The 17,872-nt window shown below is 36.7% G+C and carries 19 protein-coding genes; all 19 read left to right on the top strand.

The genetic code is table 11. The features are described 5' to 3' along the window. Nucleotides 1-2: 2 nt before the first annotated feature. The 19 genes from EL260_RS04615 (at nt 3) to EL260_RS04530 (ending at nt 17,860) form a co-directional block, all read left to right on the top strand. Complete coding sequence (locus EL260_RS04615; RefSeq protein ID WP_123859057.1) at nt 3-1,136, top strand: GNAT family N-acetyltransferase; 1,134 nt, start codon at nt 3-5, stop codon at nt 1,134-1,136. Nucleotides 1,137-1,197: 61 nt separating this feature from the next. After that, entirely contained in the window at nt 1,198-1,374 is a 177-nt protein-coding gene (locus EL260_RS25475) for a hypothetical protein (RefSeq protein WP_164466603.1), read from the top strand. 122 nt (nt 1,375-1,496) lie between these two features. Further along, nucleotides 1,497-1,868, top strand: a complete 372-nt coding sequence (locus EL260_RS04610; RefSeq protein WP_045492896.1) for an NADH-quinone oxidoreductase subunit A — start codon at nt 1,497-1,499, stop codon at nt 1,866-1,868. A 100-nt stretch (nt 1,869-1,968) separates the two neighbouring features. Then, a complete protein-coding gene (locus EL260_RS04605) occupies nt 1,969-2,529 on the top strand; it encodes an NADH-quinone oxidoreductase subunit B (protein WP_002983540.1) in 561 nt (186 codons plus the stop codon). A 6-nt stretch (nt 2,530-2,535) separates the two neighbouring features. Beyond that, complete coding sequence (locus tag EL260_RS04600) at nt 2,536-3,030, top strand: NADH-quinone oxidoreductase subunit C (protein ID WP_123859056.1); 495 nt, start codon at nt 2,536-2,538, stop codon at nt 3,028-3,030. 61 nt (nt 3,031-3,091) lie between these two features. Then, complete coding sequence (gene nuoD, locus EL260_RS04595; RefSeq protein ID WP_123859055.1) at nt 3,092-4,315, top strand: NADH dehydrogenase (quinone) subunit D; 1,224 nt, start codon at nt 3,092-3,094, stop codon at nt 4,313-4,315. Nucleotides 4,316-4,417: 102 nt separating this feature from the next. Then, the gene (locus EL260_RS04590) at nt 4,418-4,927 is read left to right on the top strand and encodes an NADH-quinone oxidoreductase subunit NuoE family protein (protein WP_048508762.1); all 510 of its coding nucleotides are present in this window, start codon (nt 4,418-4,420) and stop codon (nt 4,925-4,927) included. A 78-nt stretch (nt 4,928-5,005) separates the two neighbouring features. Further along, a complete protein-coding gene (gene nuoF / locus EL260_RS04585) occupies nt 5,006-6,364 on the top strand; it encodes an NADH-quinone oxidoreductase subunit NuoF (RefSeq protein ID WP_123859054.1) in 1,359 nt (452 codons plus the stop codon). 5 nt (nt 6,365-6,369) lie between these two features. After that, nucleotides 6,370-7,242, top strand: a complete 873-nt coding sequence (locus EL260_RS04580; RefSeq protein WP_123859053.1) for a hypothetical protein — start codon at nt 6,370-6,372, stop codon at nt 7,240-7,242. A gap of 41 nt (nt 7,243-7,283) precedes the next feature. Next, a complete protein-coding gene (locus EL260_RS04575) occupies nt 7,284-8,282 on the top strand; it encodes a 2Fe-2S iron-sulfur cluster-binding protein (RefSeq protein WP_123859052.1) in 999 nt (332 codons plus the stop codon). Nucleotides 8,283-8,366: 84 nt separating this feature from the next. Beyond that, on the top strand, nt 8,367-9,431 hold the full coding sequence (gene nuoH, locus EL260_RS04570) for an NADH-quinone oxidoreductase subunit NuoH (RefSeq protein ID WP_123859051.1): 1,065 nt from the start codon (nt 8,367-8,369) through the stop codon (nt 9,429-9,431). Between the two features lie 152 nt (nt 9,432-9,583). Beyond that, the gene (locus EL260_RS04565) at nt 9,584-10,141 is read left to right on the top strand and encodes a NuoI/complex I 23 kDa subunit family protein (protein ID WP_034703566.1); all 558 of its coding nucleotides are present in this window, start codon (nt 9,584-9,586) and stop codon (nt 10,139-10,141) included. Next, nucleotides 10,141-10,638, top strand: a complete 498-nt coding sequence (locus tag EL260_RS04560) for an NADH-quinone oxidoreductase subunit J family protein (protein ID WP_123859050.1) — start codon at nt 10,141-10,143, stop codon at nt 10,636-10,638. Before EL260_RS04565 ends, EL260_RS04560 begins: the two co-directional genes overlap by 1 nt. A gap of 4 nt (nt 10,639-10,642) precedes the next feature. Then, the gene (gene nuoK / locus EL260_RS04555; protein ID WP_045492868.1) at nt 10,643-10,972 is read left to right on the top strand and encodes an NADH-quinone oxidoreductase subunit NuoK; all 330 of its coding nucleotides are present in this window, start codon (nt 10,643-10,645) and stop codon (nt 10,970-10,972) included. Nucleotides 10,973-10,974: 2 nt separating this feature from the next. Next, entirely contained in the window at nt 10,975-12,888 is a 1,914-nt protein-coding gene (nuoL, locus tag EL260_RS04550; RefSeq protein WP_123859049.1) for an NADH-quinone oxidoreductase subunit L, read from the top strand. A 2-nt stretch (nt 12,889-12,890) separates the two neighbouring features. After that, nucleotides 12,891-14,384: a complex I subunit 4 family protein gene (locus EL260_RS04545; RefSeq protein ID WP_123859048.1), complete on the top strand. Its 1,494-nt coding sequence runs from the start codon at nt 12,891-12,893 to the stop codon at nt 14,382-14,384. 152 nt (nt 14,385-14,536) lie between these two features. Continuing rightward, a complete protein-coding gene (locus EL260_RS04540) occupies nt 14,537-15,916 on the top strand; it encodes an NADH-quinone oxidoreductase subunit N (protein ID WP_123859047.1) in 1,380 nt (459 codons plus the stop codon). Between the two features lie 333 nt (nt 15,917-16,249). Beyond that, entirely contained in the window at nt 16,250-17,323 is a 1,074-nt protein-coding gene (locus EL260_RS04535) for a hypothetical protein (protein ID WP_123859046.1), read from the top strand. A 33-nt stretch (nt 17,324-17,356) separates the two neighbouring features. After that, nucleotides 17,357-17,860 carry a DUF4280 domain-containing protein gene (locus EL260_RS04530; RefSeq protein WP_123859045.1) on the top strand — a complete coding sequence of 168 codons (504 nt, stop codon included), beginning with the start codon at nt 17,357-17,359 and terminating at the stop codon, nt 17,858-17,860. The last annotated feature ends 12 nt before the right edge of the window (nt 17,861-17,872 follow it).

Raw genomic sequence — 17,872 nt, 5'->3', positions numbered from 1 at the left:
ACATGTCTACAATTTCTATTATTGAAGTAAAAACAGCTGCTCAGCTAAAGCAATTCGTAAGGTTTCCAATGGATTTATACAAAAATAATCCATACTACGTTCCATCCTTTATTAAAGATGAAATGAAAATCTGGGATGCAAAGGAAAATCCGGCCTTAGATTATTCAGAGTCCAAACAATATCTGGCCATAAAAGACAATAAGGTAGTTGGAAGAATTGCTATAATTATTAATCATAAAGAAGAAAAGGAATTAGGCATCAAAAAGGTACGTTTTGGCTGGATAGATTTCATTGATGACCAAGAAGTTTCTAAAGCTTTAATTCAGCTTGCCATTGAATATGCGAAAGAGCATGGCATAGATAAGATTGAAGGGCCTATGGGATTTACCAATCTTGATAAAGCGGGAATGCTTACAATGGGGTTTGATAAACTGGCAACCATGATTGGAATTTACAATCATGCATATTATCCAAAACATCTTGAAAATCTTGGATTAACTAAGGAAAAAGAATGGGTAGAATACGAAATGAATTTCCCCAAAGTACTTCCTGAAAAAGTAGAGAAATTCAGCGGGTTAATTGCGCAAAAATACAAACTCAAGGTTCTTAAATTTAAATCTAAGGATGAAATTCTCCCTTATGTAGAGCCTATGTTTAAACTTCTAGATGAAACCTATAAACACCTTTCCACTTATACTCCCATTTCTGAAGAACAGATCAAAACATACAAGGAAAAGTACTTCCCTTTTATTGACAAAAACTATGTTATCTGTGTGGTAGATGAAAACCAGCAGCTGGTTTCCTTTGCTATCACGATGCCTTCTTATTCAAAGGCTTTACAAAAATCTAAAGGAAAATTATTTCCGTTCGGATGGTGGCACTTCTTACAAGCCGGGAAAAAGAATGATCGTGCTAATTTTTACCTGATCGGAATTCATCCTGAATACCAAAGACGTGGAGTAACAGCTATTATCTTTAAAGAAATTTTTGTGCGTTTTACAAGTATGGGAATCAATTTTGCCGAAACCAATCCTGAACTCGAAGAAAACAAAAGCGTTCAACTTTTGTGGCAAGACTACAACCCGGTGAACCATAAGAGAAGAAGAACATACTCACTTGAGATAAATGATAAATGATGAGTAAGTACAACCTTACCCCTTCACTCTAAAACTCCCCACTCTCAAACATTTTCGCCTTATGAAGCCACAACTTATCATTTTCGCTGTTTTAATCGCTGGATTTATCGCCTACAATTTCTTTTTTCAGTCTCACGATGGGAGGACAAATACGGTAATCAATATTGTTTTTGCAAGTGTTCTTTTTGGATATATTGCATTTATGGCTTACGCTCTTCTTAAGAAAATGAAGAAATAACCCGTTATTTTTATTGATTCTAAATTGTACGTTTTCTCTATTTTCATCCTACTTTTAAGCTGATAAATTTCATGCTTTCTTGTTTATTCGTTAAATTTGCAAATTGAGATAATAATGCAAAAATGAATTTACCTGAAAGTTATATTCCAATACTTATCCAGGCTGGTGTAGCAGTAGGATTTGTAGCTGTTTCTTTACTTGGAGCACATTTCTTAGGTCCTAAGCAGAAAAAAGGAGACTCTGTAAAAAACCAAAGCTGGGAATGTGGAGTTCCTAGTGAAGGAAACGCGAGAACACCATTTTCTATCAAGTACTTCTTGACTGCGGTATTGTTTGTACTATTCGATATTGAAATCGTATTCTTTTATCCTTATGCGGTAAACTTCAGAGAATTCGGTATGGAAGGATTCCTGGCTGTACTTACGTTCGTTGCGATCTTCTTCGTAGCGTTTTTCTATGTTTGGAAACGTGGAGCACTAGATTGGGATAAATAAATTTTAACATTAAAAGATTGAATTTATTTAAGTAGTTTAAAGATTGTGAAGGTCTTATTTTTTAATCTTTAAATATTTTAATCTTTAAATATTTACTAAAATGTCAGATAAAAAACCAGTAATAAGAACAGATGCACCTGCTCCCGAAGGCTATGAAGGAGAAGGGTTTTTCGCAACAAAACTGAGCAGTGTAATCGGGATGGCAAGAAAGTTTTCACTTTGGCCATTACCTTTTGCAACCTCTTGTTGTGGTATTGAGTTTATGGCTACCCTGAACCCTACTTATGATGCTTCAAGATTTGGAATGGAAAGAAACTCTTTCTCCCCAAGACAAGCAGATATGCTAATGGTTTGTGGAACTATATCCAAGAAATTAGGACCAGTTCTTAAAGAAGTATATACTCAGATGGCTGAGCCAAAATGGGTGGTAGCAGTTGGAGCTTGTGCTTCCAGTGGTGGTATTTTTGATACCTATTCCGTACTTCAAGGAATTGATAAAATTATTCCGGTAGACGTTTACGTTCCTGGATGTCCTCCAAGACCTGAACAGATCATTGAAGGAGTAATGCAGGTACAGGCTCTTGCAGAAAGCGAAAGCATCAGAAGAAGAGACATGCCTGAATATCAGAAATTATTAGATTCTTACAACATAAGCAACTAAACGGAAATGACAAACGAATTTGTATTAGAAGCAATTACCAGAGAATTTCCGGAATCTGTTATTTCAAGTTCAGAACCTTATGGAATGCTGACCGTTGAAGTGAAGAAAGAAGATATCAAGAAGATCATTCACTATCTTAAAGATTCATCACTGGAATTTAATTTCCTTACAGATATCTGCGGAATCCATTACCCTGAATTCCCAGAAAAGGAAATAGGTGTTGTATATCATTTACATAATATGATGGCCAACTTCAGATTACGTCTGAAGATCTTTATGTCCAGAGAAAATATCGAAGTGGATTCTCTTACTGAACTATATGCCGGTGCTAACTGGATGGAAAGAGAAACGTATGACTTTTATGGGATTAAATTTAAAGGACACCCAGATCTTAGACCTATTTTGAATATGGAAGATCTTGGATACCACCCAATGTTGAAGGAATATCGACTTGAAGATGGTACAAGAACAGACAAGGATGATCAAATGTTCGGAAGATAAAAAGCGAATGGCCAATGGCGGCTAGCCAATAGCCAGAAGCAAATAGCTAAAAGCAATCATTATGAAAGATAACTCATTATCTAATATACTAAACCAGTACGAAAGTAAGGAACAGATTGACGGACAATTATATACCCTCAATTTGGGACCTACCCACCCTGCTACTCACGGGATTTTCCAGAATATCTTAACGATGGATGGAGAAAGAATCCTTCATGCTGAGCAAACGGTAGGATATATCCATAGAGCATTTGAGAAAATTTCTGAAAGAAGAAACTACTCTCAGATCACTACTCTTACTGACCGTATGAATTACTGTTCTGCACCGATCAACAATTTAGGTTGGCACATGACAGTAGAGAAACTGATTGGCGTAAAAGTTCCAAAGCGTGTAGACTATATGCGTGTTATCCTAATGGAACTAGCAAGAATTGGTGACCACCTGATCTGTAACGGAGTAACCGGGATGGACTCGGGAGCTATTACAGGTCTTACTTATATGTTCATAGAAAGAGAACGTATTTATGATATGTATGAGCAAATCTGTGGGGCAAGGATGACTACCAATATGGGAAGAATTGGAGGATTCGAAAGAGATTTCACTCCTAAGTTTCATGAATTATTACAAGACTTCTTAAAAACGTTCCCTGGAAGATTCAAAGAATTCGGTACTTTATTAGAAAGAAACAGAATTTTCATGGACAGAACCATCGGTACAGGAGCCATCTCTGCCGAAAGAGCATTAAGCTACGGTTTTACAGGTCCAAACCTACGTGCAGCAGGAGTAGATTACGACGTAAGAGTTGCACAGCCTTATTCATCATACGAAGATTTCGACTTCATTATTCCTGTAGGAACTTCAGGAGATACTTACGACCGTTTCATGGTTCGTCAACAGGAAATCTGGGAATCACTTAAAATTATCAAACAAGCATACGAAAATCTTCCGGAAGGACCATTCCATGCGGATGTACCTGATTTCTATCTTCCTGAAAAGGCAGATGTATATAAGAAAATGGAAGCACTGATCTACCATTTCAAAATTGTAATGGGAGAAACAGATGTACCGAAAGGAGAAGTTTACCATGCTGTAGAAGGTGGAAACGGAGAATTAGGTTTCTATCTTGTGAGTGATGGAGGAAGAAGCCCTTATAGACTTCATTTTAGAAGACCATGCTTCATCTACTATCAGGCCTATCCTGAAATGATTACAGGTTCTGTAATTTCAGATGCTATTGTAACGATGTGTAGTATGAATATTATTGCGGGAGAATTAGACGCATAAATTGTAAAAAGTATCATTGTAAAATGTATTCATGATTTTGCAGTGATTAAAATAAATAAGTCATTAGTACATTGTACATTGTACAATAATACATTAAATAAAATGAGCGAAACAATAGCTTTTAAACCGGAAAGTTTAGCACAGGTACACAAAATTATTGCAAGATATCCTGAAGGAAGACAAAAATCTGCTCTTCTTCCTGTACTTCACTTGGCACAGAAAGAATTCGGAGGATGGTTAGATGTTCCTGTGATGGATTATGTTGCCGAACTATTAAGTATCAAACCGATCGAAGTATATGAAGTAGCAACTTTCTATACGATGTTCAATATGAAACCGGTAGGTAAATATGTTTTGGAAGTTTGCAGAACAGGACCTTGTATGGTTTGTGGAAGCGAAAAAATCCTTGACCATATCAGAACGAAACTGAACATTAAAGATGGAGAAACTACTGAAGACGGTATGTTCACCTTAAAACCTGCTGAATGTCTTGGAGCATGCGGATATGCACCAATGCTACAGCTTGGAAAGTTCTTTCATGAAAATTTAACGATAGAAAAAGTAGATGAAATCCTTGATCTTTGCAGACAGGGACAACTTGCTTTAGACTAAATAAATTTTAACACATTAAAAATAGCCATAAGCTAAAAGCCACGAGCCAATAGCTGAACGCTAAAAGCATAATAAACAATGAGTAAAAAACTTTTACTTAAAGACGCACATATAGAAGGTATTCGCTACTTTGAAACGTACCGCAAACAGGGAGGTTACACAGCTGCTGAAAAAGCCTTGAAGATGACTCCTGATGAAATTCTTGAAGAAGTAAAGACTTCAGGACTAAGAGGACGTGGTGGAGCTGGATTTCCAACAGGGATGAAATGGAGCTTTTTGGCAAAGCCGGAAGGCGTTCCAAGACACCTTGTAGTGAATGCTGATGAATCTGAACCTGGGACATTCAAGGACAGATATTTAATGGAGTTCCTTCCTCACCTATTGATTGAAGGAATGTTGATTTCATCTTTCTGTTTAGGTTCAAATGTTTCTTATATCTATATCCGTGGAGAATATTCCTGGATTCCTGATATTTTGGAAGAAGCAATTGAAGAAGCTAAAGCAGCAGGATTTTTAGGTAAAAATATTTTAGGAACAGGTTTCGATCTTGAAATCTATGTACAGAGAGGTGGTGGAGCATATATCTGTGGTGAAGAAACTGCATTGCTTGAATCCCTTGAAGGAAAAAGAGGTAACCCAAGACTAAAACCACCATTCCCGGCTGTAAAAGGTCTTTGGGAAAGACCAACAGTGGTAAACAACGTTGAGTCTATTGCAGCCATCGTTCCAATCATTGATATTACGGGTGCTGAGTATGCTAAAATCGGTGTGGGTAGATCTACAGGTACGAAATTGATTTCTGCTTGTGGAAACATCAACAAACCGGGGGTATACGAAATTGATATGACCATTACTGTAGAAGAGTTCATCTACTCTGATGAATATTGTGGTGGTATTAAAGACGGAAAAAGATTAAAGGCTTGTATTCCTGGAGGAAGTTCTGTTCCGATTGTTCCGGCTAATCTATTGCTGAGAACAGTGAACGGAGAGCCAAGATATATGAACTATGAATCATTGGCTGATGGTGGTTTTGCTACCGGAACAATGATGGGTTCAGGAGGTTTCATCGTGTTGGATGAAGATCAGTGTATCGTAGACCACACAATGACTTTAGCAAGATTTTATCACCATGAAAGTTGTGGACAATGTACCCCTTGTCGTGAAGGAACAGGATGGATGCATAAAATCTTAAAGAAAATTGAAAAAGGAGAAGGAAAAATGGAAGATATCGATCTACTTTGGGATATCCAGAGAAAAATCGAAGGAAATACAATCTGTCCATTGGGAGATGCAGCAGCTTGGCCTGTTGCAGCAGCAATCCGTCACTTCAGAGATGAATTTGAGTGGCACGTGAAAAACCCTGAGTTATCTCAGACCCAAAATTATGGATTGGCACATTATGCAGATCCTATCCCAGCAGTTGAAAAGAATGCGTAGGTAAAATGAAAAAGTTATTGGTTGTCGGCTTAATGATGTCGAATTTTGTTTTCGGACAGAAAAAAGATTCTTTACTTGTAGAAAATAATGCAGACTTGTTTAAAACTCCTGTTTCTAAGAAGCCGGAACCTTTAAGCAAAAAAGGTCAGATGTTCGCTTTTTATGGGTGGAACAGAGCAGCATTCAGTAATTCTGATATTCGTTTTAAAGGAAATGGATATGATTTTCAACTGAATAATGTAACCGCTCAGGATAGACCTACCAAATTTGGGCTTGTTTATTTTGATCCAAGTTGGTTTACTGTGACACAGTATAATTTCAGAATAGGATATTTTATTAAAGATAACTTAGCGCTTGTTTTAGGAATTGACCATATGAAATATGTGATGGACCAAGATCAAACCGTTAACTTTAAAGGACATATCTCAGATCCTGAATATGCAGCCATGGTACAGAACGGGCAAGTAAACCTTGCAGATGAGAAGTTCCTTACTTTTGAACATACAGACGGACTTAACTATGAAAACTTAGGTCTTGAAAAATACCAAAGTCTTATCAACAAGAAAAATGTTGATTTAGTTTGGTCTTATGGAGCCGGTATTGGATTTATGTTCCCAAAAAGTAATGTAAAGCTTTTTGGAAATGAAAGAAGTGACCGTTTCCACGTTGCAGGTATGGGGACTGATGTAAGAGCCAGTCTTAACTTAGTACTTTGGGATCATGTCATGGTAAGAGTAGAAGGAAAAGCAGGTTACATCAATATGTGGGATATTAAAACTACATTGAATAATAAGCCAGACAAAGCACAGCAGGATTTTGTTTTCGGACAGTTGATGGCTGGAATTGGATATACATTTAATACAAAGAAATATAAATAACAAAGCCTATTGCTTAATGCATAAAGCTTAAAGCATACAATATGAGCGAAGAAGTTAAAAAATTCAAAATAACGATAGACGGACAGACTACTGAAGTTTTGCCTGGTACTTCTATTTTGGAAGCGGCTAGACAAATCGGTGGTAAATCTGTACCTCCCGCTATGTGTTACTACAGCAAATTAGAAACCAGTGGAGGAAGATGCAGAACGTGTCTTGTAGAAGTTTCTAAAGGATCTGAAGCAGATCCACGTCCTATGCCGAAATTGGTAGCAAGCTGCAGAACGAATGTAATGGACGGTATGGAAGTTAAAAACCTTACTTCTGAGAAAGCTCAGGAAGGAAGAAAAGCGGTTACCGAGTTTTTATTGGTTAATCACCCGCTAGACTGCCCTGTTTGTGATCAAGCTGGTGAATGTCATCTTCAGGATCTTGGATATGAGCATGGAAACCTTGAGACAAGAACAGAATTCGAAAGAAATACTTACGAAGCTGATGATCTTGGTCCACACATCAAACTGAACATGAACCGTTGTATTCTTTGTGCTAGATGTGTATTAGCTGCCAATCAATTGACAGGTGAAAGAGAGCACGGTATTCTTTTCAGAGGAGATCACGCTGAAATTTCAACGTATTTAAATAAAGCTTTAGATAATGATTTCATTGGAAACGTTATCGACGTTTGTCCTGTAGGAGCATTAACAGACAGAACATCACGTTTTGCCAGCAGAGTATGGTTTACAAAACCAATGAACGCTTCTTGTAAATGCGATAAGTGTTCAGGAAAAACTGTAGTTTGGATGAAAGGTGATGAAGTCGTAAGAGTAACTGCAAGAAAAGACCAATGGGGTGAAGTTGAAGAATTCATCTGTGATACATGCCGTTTCGAAAGAAAAGCATTATCAGACTGGAATATCGAAGGTCCTAGACATATCGACAGACACTCTGTAATTTCACTTAATCATTACCAGAAGCCAAAAGACGAATTGATAATGATTGATAATCCTGGTGCCAAGGAAATCAGTGAAAAAGACGAAAAATAATTTTAATAAAAGACATCAGATTTCAGACCTCAGACTTCAGACCATCTGATATCCAGTATCTGACATCTTAATATCTAAATAAAAATGGATTTACTTACATTTAAACTTATACTTGTACTAGCACTTTTCCTGCTATCGTTAACGATTGCAGCCTACTCTACCTGGGCAGAAAGAAAAGTAGCCTCTATCATGCAGGATAGAATTGGTCCTAACAGAGCTGGACCTTTTGGATTACTGCAACCTCTTGCTGACGGTGGAAAATTCTTCTTTAAGGAAGACTTTACGCCTGCCAATGCTGAAAAATTTCTTTTCGTATTGGGACCGGCTTTAGTAATGTTTATTTCATTAATCACAGGAGCAGTTATTCCTTGGGGTAAAAGTTTAAATATTGCAGGTACTTCTTTTGATCTTCAGGTAGCTAACATTGACGTTGGTGTACTTTTCATCATCGGAATGGCTTCCATTGGGGTTTACGGAATCATGATCGGAGGTTGGGCTTCGAACAACAAATATTCATTACTAGGTGCTATCCGTGCTTCTTCTCAGATGATTTCTTATGAATTGGCCATGGGATTAGCACTTCTTTCTATTATTATGATGGCTGGAAGCTTAGACTTAAAAGTAATCACAGAAAACCAGACTCACGGAAAATTATGGGGAATTATTCCTTGGGTTTCCGGAATGAACTGGAATATTTTCTACCAACCGGTTGCTTTCCTTGTATTCTTTGTAGCAGCTTTAGCAGAAACCAACAGACACCCGTTCGATTTACCAGAGTGTGAATCTGAATTGGTAACAGGATACTCTACAGAATATTCTTCCATGAAGTTAGGTTTATATATGTTCGGGGAATACGTGAACATGTTTATTTCTAATGCTTTTATGGTGGTTCTTTTCTTTGGAGGTTATAACTATCCTGGGATTGAGTGGGTTACTCAGAACTGGGGAGAAAACGTTGCAGGAATCTTAAGTATCGTAGCATTCTTAACGAAAACCGTCATTGGAATTTTGATCTTCATGTGGATCAGATGGACGCTTCCAAGATTCAGATATGACCAGTTAATGCACTTAGGATGGAAAACATTAATCCCAATGGCATTGGTAAACCTATTAATTACAGGAGCTGTAATTTTAGCATTTGCAAACTAAGAAAATTTGAAAATGAGCTGATTTGAAAATTTGATAATGAAATCAAAGTTTTATCTTTAGCCTATCATATTCAATCATCAATATTAAATAATTAAGATAGCAGACAAGATTAGTCTAAAATCTGGTGTCTAACATCTAATATCTATAATTAAATGAAACTTACAAACAGATCAAAAGTTGTTTCCAATAAAGAAATGACCCTTGCTGAAAAAATCTACCTGCCTGCGATCTTTACAGGGATGGGGATTACATTTAAGCATGCTGTAAGAACCGTGATAAAGGGTGCTCCCGCAGTATATTCGTATCCGGAAGTACAGAAGCCAAGAACGACTATCTGGAGAGGTCAGCACGTTTTGAAAAGAGACGAGGAAGGCAGAGAAAGATGTACAGCTTGTGGACTTTGTGCGGTAGCTTGTCCTGCAGAAGCTATTACAATGACTGCTTCTGAAAGAACTAAAGAGGAAAAAGGGCTTTACAGAGAAGAAAAATACGCTTCAGTATATGAAATCAATATGCTAAGATGTATTTTCTGTGGTATGTGTGAAGAAGCTTGCCCTAAATCTGCAATTTATCTTACGGATAGATTGGTAGACGTAGAAACCAACAGAGGTTCTTTCATCTATGGAAAAGATAAATTAGTTGAAAAAATAAATGAAAGGATTGACATTACGACAAGACAATCCGAGAAACAAAAAAATGCGGTAAAATAATGGATCAGTTTTTATTTTTCTTGGTGGCGTTTTTAGCAGTGTCAAGTGCGGTATATTTCGTGTTTGCAAAAAATCCTTTATATGCTATTTTGTCATTAATTGTTACGATGTTTTCAATCGCCGGAATGTACATTCTTCTGAATGCTCAATTCTTAGCAATTATCCAGATTATAGTGTACGCAGGTGCCATCATGGTACTTTTCCTTTACATTCTAATGATGCTTAATCTTAATAAGGCAGACGAAAGTAAGAAGGGTAATACTTTAAAATTTATTGGAGTTTTTACTGCAGGTCTTCTTTTAGTAGGAGTTTTAGGGGTATTCAGAGGAGTTCAGCAAAACCATATTGTTGTGGAGAATGTAGACAGAAGTGTTGGTCTTACTAAAAATCTGGGTAGACTTTTGTTTAATGAATATGTTTTACCGTTTGAACTTGCTTCTATCCTGATTTTAGCAGGTATTGTAGGTGCGGTATTAATCGGTAAAAAAGATTTATAAAATTATGGGAGAAGTAAATACATTTATACAAAGCATCCCTTTGAACTACTTCATTATCCTTTGTTCAGTATTATTCTGCTTAGGAGTGATGGGCGTATTGCTTAGAAAAAATGCTATTGTGATTCTAGGCTGTGTAGAGCTTATGCTTAATTCTGTAAACCTTTTATTGGCTGCTTTTTCAGCATACAAAGGGAATGGAGATGGACAGCTTTTAGTGTTCTTCATTATGGTGGTTGCTGCTGCTGAAGTAGCAGTAGGTCTGGCAATTATTGCTATGCTGTATAGAAATACCCGTTCTGTGGATGTTAGTATATTTAATAAATTAAGAGGATAAGAATGGAGAATTTAGTATATGCAATAGTACTTTTACCACTTTTAGGGTTTCTTATAAACGGTTTATTTGGAAAAAATCTTCCAAAAATAGTGGTGGGTTCTTTGGCAACTGCGATGGTTTTCGGATCATTCTGTATTGCTGTAAGTCTTTTCATGAATTTCAATTCTGAAAGCCAGCCTGTAATCGTAAAAGCTTTTGAATGGTTTAGAGTTAATGGTATTCAAATCAATTTTGGATTCCAAATCGATCAGCTATCTTTAATGATGGTTATGATCATCACAGGTATCGGTTCACTGATCCACTTGTACTCTATCGGATATATGAGTCATGATAAAGGATTTTATAAGTTTTTTACTTACCTGAATCTTTTCATTTTCTCAATGTTACTTTTAGTAATGGGAAGCAACTACCTTATCTTATTCATCGGATGGGAAGGTGTAGGTCTTTGTTCTTACCTGTTGATCGGATTCTGGTACACCAACGAGGAATACGGTAAAGCAGCAAGAAAAGCTTTCATCATGAACAGAATTGGTGACCTTGCGTTATTGATCGGTATATTTATGATTGCTGCTCAGACCAACGCTGTAGATTACCTTTCAGTAGCTGAAAATGCTTCAAAATTTGAATTAGACGGAACAGTGATCATCTTTATCACAGCGAGTTTATTCATCGGTGCTACCGGTAAATCTGCTCAGGTTCCATTATATACATGGTTACCGGACGCAATGGCGGGACCAACTCCTGTTTCTGCATTAATTCACGCAGCAACAATGGTAACAGCGGGTATCTATTTAGTAGTAAGATCAAACTTCTTATTTACTTTAGCGCCAACGGTACAAGGAGGAATTTTATTAATCGGATTCTTAACTGCAGCTTTAGCGGGATTCTATGCGCTACGTCAGAACGACATCAAAAAAGTATTAGCATATTCTACCGTTTCACAACTTGGATTCATGTTCATCGCTTTAGGTCTTGGTGCTTATACAACAGCAATGTTCCACGTAATGACGCACGCTTTCTTTAAAGCTTTGTTATTCTTAGGTGCAGGTTCTGTAATCCACGCGATGAGCAACGAGCAGGATATGCGTTTCATGGGAGGTCTTAAAAAATATATTCCTCTTACACACGCTACATTCCTGATCGGAACATTAGCCATCTCAGGTTTCCCTTTATTATCAGGGATGATCTCTAAAGACGAAATTCTAGTAGCAGCTTTCGCTAAAAATCCAATGTATTGGGTAATCTTATTTGTTTTAGCGGCAATGACTGCAACCTATATGTTCAGACTGTATTACTTGACATTCCACGGAGAATTCAGAGGTACTGAAGAGCAAAAACATCACTTACATGAAAGCCCATCTAATATGACATTACCATTGATCGTATTGGCTATCCTTTCTGTAATTGGAGGTTTCATCAACCTGCCACACTTCATCGGCCACGGACACTATGCTAAACTGATGGAATGGTTGAAGCCTGTTCTTACGGAACAAAGCTACAGCCAGATGGAAGCTACTCTTTCAGGAGTACCTTTCAATACTGAAATGATCTTATTAGCAGCAACAATCCTGATGTTCTTCTCTGTATGGTTCATCGTTAGAAATACTTACGTGAAAAAGAAAAAGATGGCTGTTGCAGAAGAAAACTATACCGGATGGGAAAAGCTTTCTGCTAAGAAATTATACGTTGACGAACTTTACAACGCATTGATTGTAAAAACTGTTGAAGGATTAGGACGCGGAGGAAAGATGTTTGATAAGGGTATCTTAGACCGTTTTGTAAACTTTGTAGGTGATGGTGCTGAAGACAGCGGAAAAGCTATGAAGCGTGTTCAGAACGGAAATGTAGAGACGTATATTCTTATCATGTCTTTAGCTGTGGGAATTATATTAATTGTTAACTTTTTATTACAATAATAATGTCTTGTTTATTATTAACATTATTACTATTACCTCTAGTAGGTTCGGGATTAGTTTTTGCGTGGAAGAGTAATTCCAGCAAATATTTGGCACTGGGAATTGCATTGGTTCAAATGCTTCTTACGTTTTATATACTTTCGGATTTTGATTTTACTCCGACAGTAGACAGCGTATTGCAGCATGAGATCAATTATCCATGGTCACAATTTATGAAGAGTTCTCTTCACTTCGGTATCGACGGGATGAGTATGCTTCTTTTGTTGTTAACCAACATTCTGGCGCCAATCATTATTTTATCATCTTTCAATGAAAGTGTAAACTACAGAAATACATTCTACGGATTGATTCTGTTAATGCAATTTGGTCTTGTAGGAGTGTTTACTTCTTTAGACGGATTATTGTTCTACATTTTCTGGGAAGTAACTTTGATTCCAATTTGGTTTATTGCCGGACTTTGGGGACAAGAGAATAAAAGGTTTGAATTCACTACGAAATTCTTCGTATATACATTCGTTGGATCTTTATTTATGTTAGCCGGTTTGATCTATGTGTACAACCACTCTGCATCATTCGCTTTAACAGATCTATACAATGCGCAACTGAATGAAACACAACAGACAGTGGTATTCTGGTTCATTTTCTTTGCTTTTGCAGTGAAGCTACCAGTATTTCCTTTCCATACCTGGCAGCCTGATACCTATACCTACTCTCCTACTCAAGGATCGATGTTGCTATCCGGTATCATGCTTAAGATGGCAGTGTATGGTGTAATGCGTTATTTACTTCCAATCACTCCACTTCCGATTGCCGGAATTTCAGGACAGATTGTAATCATCCTTGCGATCGTGGGAATTGTTCACGGAGCATTGATTGCCATCATCCAGACGGATATGAAGAGAATCATCGCTTATTCATCTTTCTCTCACGTAGGATTGATGGTAGCTGGTATCTTCGCTTCAGCGGTAGTTACTTTAAGAGGAACTTTCAATGTTGAAGGTGCTGAAGGAGCATTGGTACAAACTTTCGCTCACGGTATCAACGTAGTAGGATTATTCTACTGTTGTGATATTTTATACAAAAGATTTAAATCAAGAGACATCAGACAAATGGGTGGTTTAGCTAAAGTAGCACCTAAATTTGCAGTATTGTTCCTGATTATTATATTAGGTTCAATGGGAGTTCCATTGACAAATGGATTTATTGGAGAATTTATTTTGTTAAAAGCAGTGTATGATTTCAACGGAACAGCAGCTGTAATTGCTGGTCTTACGATAATTCTTTGTGCGGTGTACTTATTGAGATTCTACGGAAAAGCAATGTTTGGAGAAGGAAATGCAGAAGTGCTAAGCACAGCAAAAGATTTATCTGGTGTAGAATTCTCTGTATTGGCAAGCTTAGCGGTTTTTGTGATCTTACTTGGTATTTTTCCACAACCGGTAATCGATATGGTGAGTAGTTCAGTGAAGTTTATCTACACAGCGATGGCTAACTAAAAAATTAAAAGATTTAAAAATTAAAAAAATAAGAGATTAGAGAGAATAAAGATAAAAGACGAAGAGATAAGAGACAGGAAATTTTGAACCTAGAACTTTTAACTCTGAACCATAAACTTTAAACTTCAGATCTCACATCTCAAATCTATATTATGAGTGTTTTAATTATTGTTTTCCTAACGGCAGTTATTGCGTTATTTTCGGGAGTTTTCGAACAGGGAAAATTCGCAAGATACATTGGGATTTTCGGTTTAATCATCGCATTGTATGTAAGCTTTATGCCTGAATGTTCATTCTTCGACCATTACAAGCATATGTATGAATACAGTGCCAATGCTGCATTATTCACTAAATTATCCATTGTAACAACCTTATTGTTATTCTTCTTGGGAGGCTTTGCGTTCAGCAATCACAGAAGCCACCAATCAGAATTATATGCATTGATGTTATTTGCATTAGTTGGAGGAATCGTTCTTTTTGGATACCAGAACCTGGTAACCATGTTCTTAGGTGTTGAAATTCTTTCTATTCCATTATATGTAATGGCTGGTGCTAACAAAACTGATCTGAGATCAAATGAAGCTTCAATCAAGTATTTCCTAATGGGTGCATTCGCGACAGGTTTCCTACTTTTCGGAATCGCGTTCATTTACGGAAGTGCTGGAAGTTTTGATTTATATAAAATCCATGATTTTGGAGTAGCTAATACAGGGAATGTGATGTTTATCTTAGGAGTATTATTAATCCTTTGTGCATTGGCATTTAAAGTAGCATTAGCTCCTTTCCACATGTGGAGTCCTGATGTCTATGCGGGATCACCGTCATTGATTACAGCTTTCATGGCAAGTGTGGTAAAAATTTCAGGATTCTTCGCATTGTTCAGATTGATGACAATTGGTTTCGCTGGAGTTACTCATGAATGGATCAATGTTTTGGGAGTATTCTTAATCATTACTTTATTGTTGGCAAACGTTATGGGTCTTGCTCAAACGAATGCAAAAAGAATGTTGGCTTATTCTTCAGTTTCCCACGCAGGATATATAGGATTGGCATTTTTCGGAATGACAAGCCTCTCTACTTATAACTTAGCGTTCTATTTGTTCGCTTACTCATTATCTACAGTAGGAGTTTTCATGTGTCTGATCTGGGTAGAGAAATTAAAAAGAGAAACTTCTTTCGGAGCATTTAAAGGATTGGCAAAAACAGAACCTTTATTGGCAACAGCAGCAGCAATCTCTATGCTTTCAATGGCAGGAGTTCCGCTAACAGCTGGTTTCATGGGGAAATTTGCTTTATTCTCCCAGGCAATGAACGGTGCCGCTTTCTTAGTATTAGTAGCAGTATTAGGTTCTGCCCTATCAATCGCTTACTATTTAAGACTGATCATCGCCATGTTCTTCTTTAAAGAATCAACATTCAAATCATCAGAAAAAGTAACACTTACTTACAATATTGTTGCTGTATTTATAATTGCAGCAATTATTATCCTGGGGATCTTCCCGGATCTGTTTGCAAAAGTGTTCGGATTATAAAAAGTGATCCATACTATATCAAAAACCTTTCAGATAATCTGAAAGGTTTTTTTGTGTTAATACGTTTAAAAGATAATGGAAATAAGCACTTACTCTATATTTAATCTTTGCTTTACTTCAACAAAGAAGAATATATTCATACAAACAGAATAAAATCACAACAAAGAAAATTTCTACCCAGATTAAGGAACTCCAAAGTCTAAAATTACTCCCTGATTTCAGGGATATTGATCTATTAATAAGACCTTTAACAAGATTTTAAAGGTTTTTTTTTCTAAATTTCACGCTGAGAAATGAGTCTCAGTATTTTAATAATCATTAATCACCAATCACATGATTACTTATATGACACTTCCAGATGATACGTTGGAAAAACTTGCCTCTGATCTGAAAGTAGAAAACCCAACATATCTCAAAGATTTTCATAATAAGCATTGTGCTGTATATGACAAGCTTGCAGAACCTGTGAAAATAAAACCAGGAACATTGCTTCTTATTCCCTTTGGTGAAGAAATCCATAAACTCAATCAAGAAATCAATAAAAATGGTGATAGTTTGTACTACCATCCGCCCCATGGAAAAATACCATTTCCAATCCCATTACTAAGTGGGGTTTATACAGTAATACATCAAAAGCTCGAAAATGGAACCATACAGAACAGTTATTCATACCAGATTGAACTAAAATACCTGAGAGCTGAGCAAGATGATCATTCCTTTTCATTACACATATTTGGTTCTCATAAAAATGGAGCAGAATCTGACAATAAAATTTCCAGCTTATCAAAAGCCTGTGCAGCGATCTTATTTCCTGTAGAAATCAAAATAGGTAAAACAGGTAACGTTACAGAGACAAAATTTCTTCATTCAGGAACAGTTATCAACAACGAATTAGATGATCTAAAAAAGTATTTTACAGATGATCTATCTGCATCTTATATTGAACAAGTGAAAAAAGTGTCTGAAGATCATAATCAGATTTTAAGAAATACAAAACAGACATTACCTGTTCAGTTTCTTTTTGGTTCTTTTTACAGAGCAAAATATAAAGATTGGACAGATTCTGACCTCTACCATGAATTTATTCCCTGGCTGCCGAATGCCGCCCCTATTCGTTTTGAACTTTATAACCGCATCTTTCCTAAAGATAGAGACAATGATATAATAAAGATCAAACAATTTGGAAAATCATGCGACTACCGAAATCTGAATCAGCTTTATAATAAAGATTATGAATACCGTGAACAGTCTCCTATCAATCACTATTCAGTTGTCTGTCGTCATGAAGCTGAATATATTTTAGATCTTACCAATTTGATGGTTCAAAAAGTCACAGCACATTTTGAAATTAAGATCGGAGATGTAACGGAACAGGATATTTTTTCTTTAGAAAAACAATTAAAATAGGATCTTTAATACAATACCAAAAAAGCACAAAATATGTCTAATTCACCATCACCACATGACGGAAAACACTTTGTCATTCAGAAAGGAAAAGCACAATGCAATCAGGGAGATCAATTCCCGCAGTTTAAAGTAACTACCCACCAGAAACATTATTGGAATAATGAAGAGGGACAGGCTGATTTTTTGGCTGTTACCGAGCAAGATCTTCAATTTACACCTCAGGGACCTAGTTTTGGGAAATGCAAATTGAAACCCATACCGGGAGGATATCTTCCCTGCGTTTATGCTCCTGCAGGAATATGGCAGAAGACCTATGAAAAAGTAAAAGTGATGGGTAATAGCTGTGTCACAGAAATATCAGAATTGATGTGTTCAACAGGTGGGAAAATTACCATCATGGAGCATGGCCAAACCGCGTCAATGAGCAAACAGAATGTAAAAAAAGCTGATCCACAGGAGCAACATAACATCAATCCTTTTGTGAATTTTAAAGAATTTCAGAAGGAAACAGAAGATGATGAAGTGGATGCTTATTAACTAAAAACTTTT

Source organism: Chryseobacterium nakagawai (genome assembly GCF_900637665.1).
Lineage (GTDB): Bacteria > Bacteroidota > Bacteroidia > Flavobacteriales > Weeksellaceae > Chryseobacterium > Chryseobacterium nakagawai.
The sequence above is the reverse complement of the archived record's forward strand: the minus strand, read 5'-3'. Positions and strand labels throughout refer to the sequence as shown.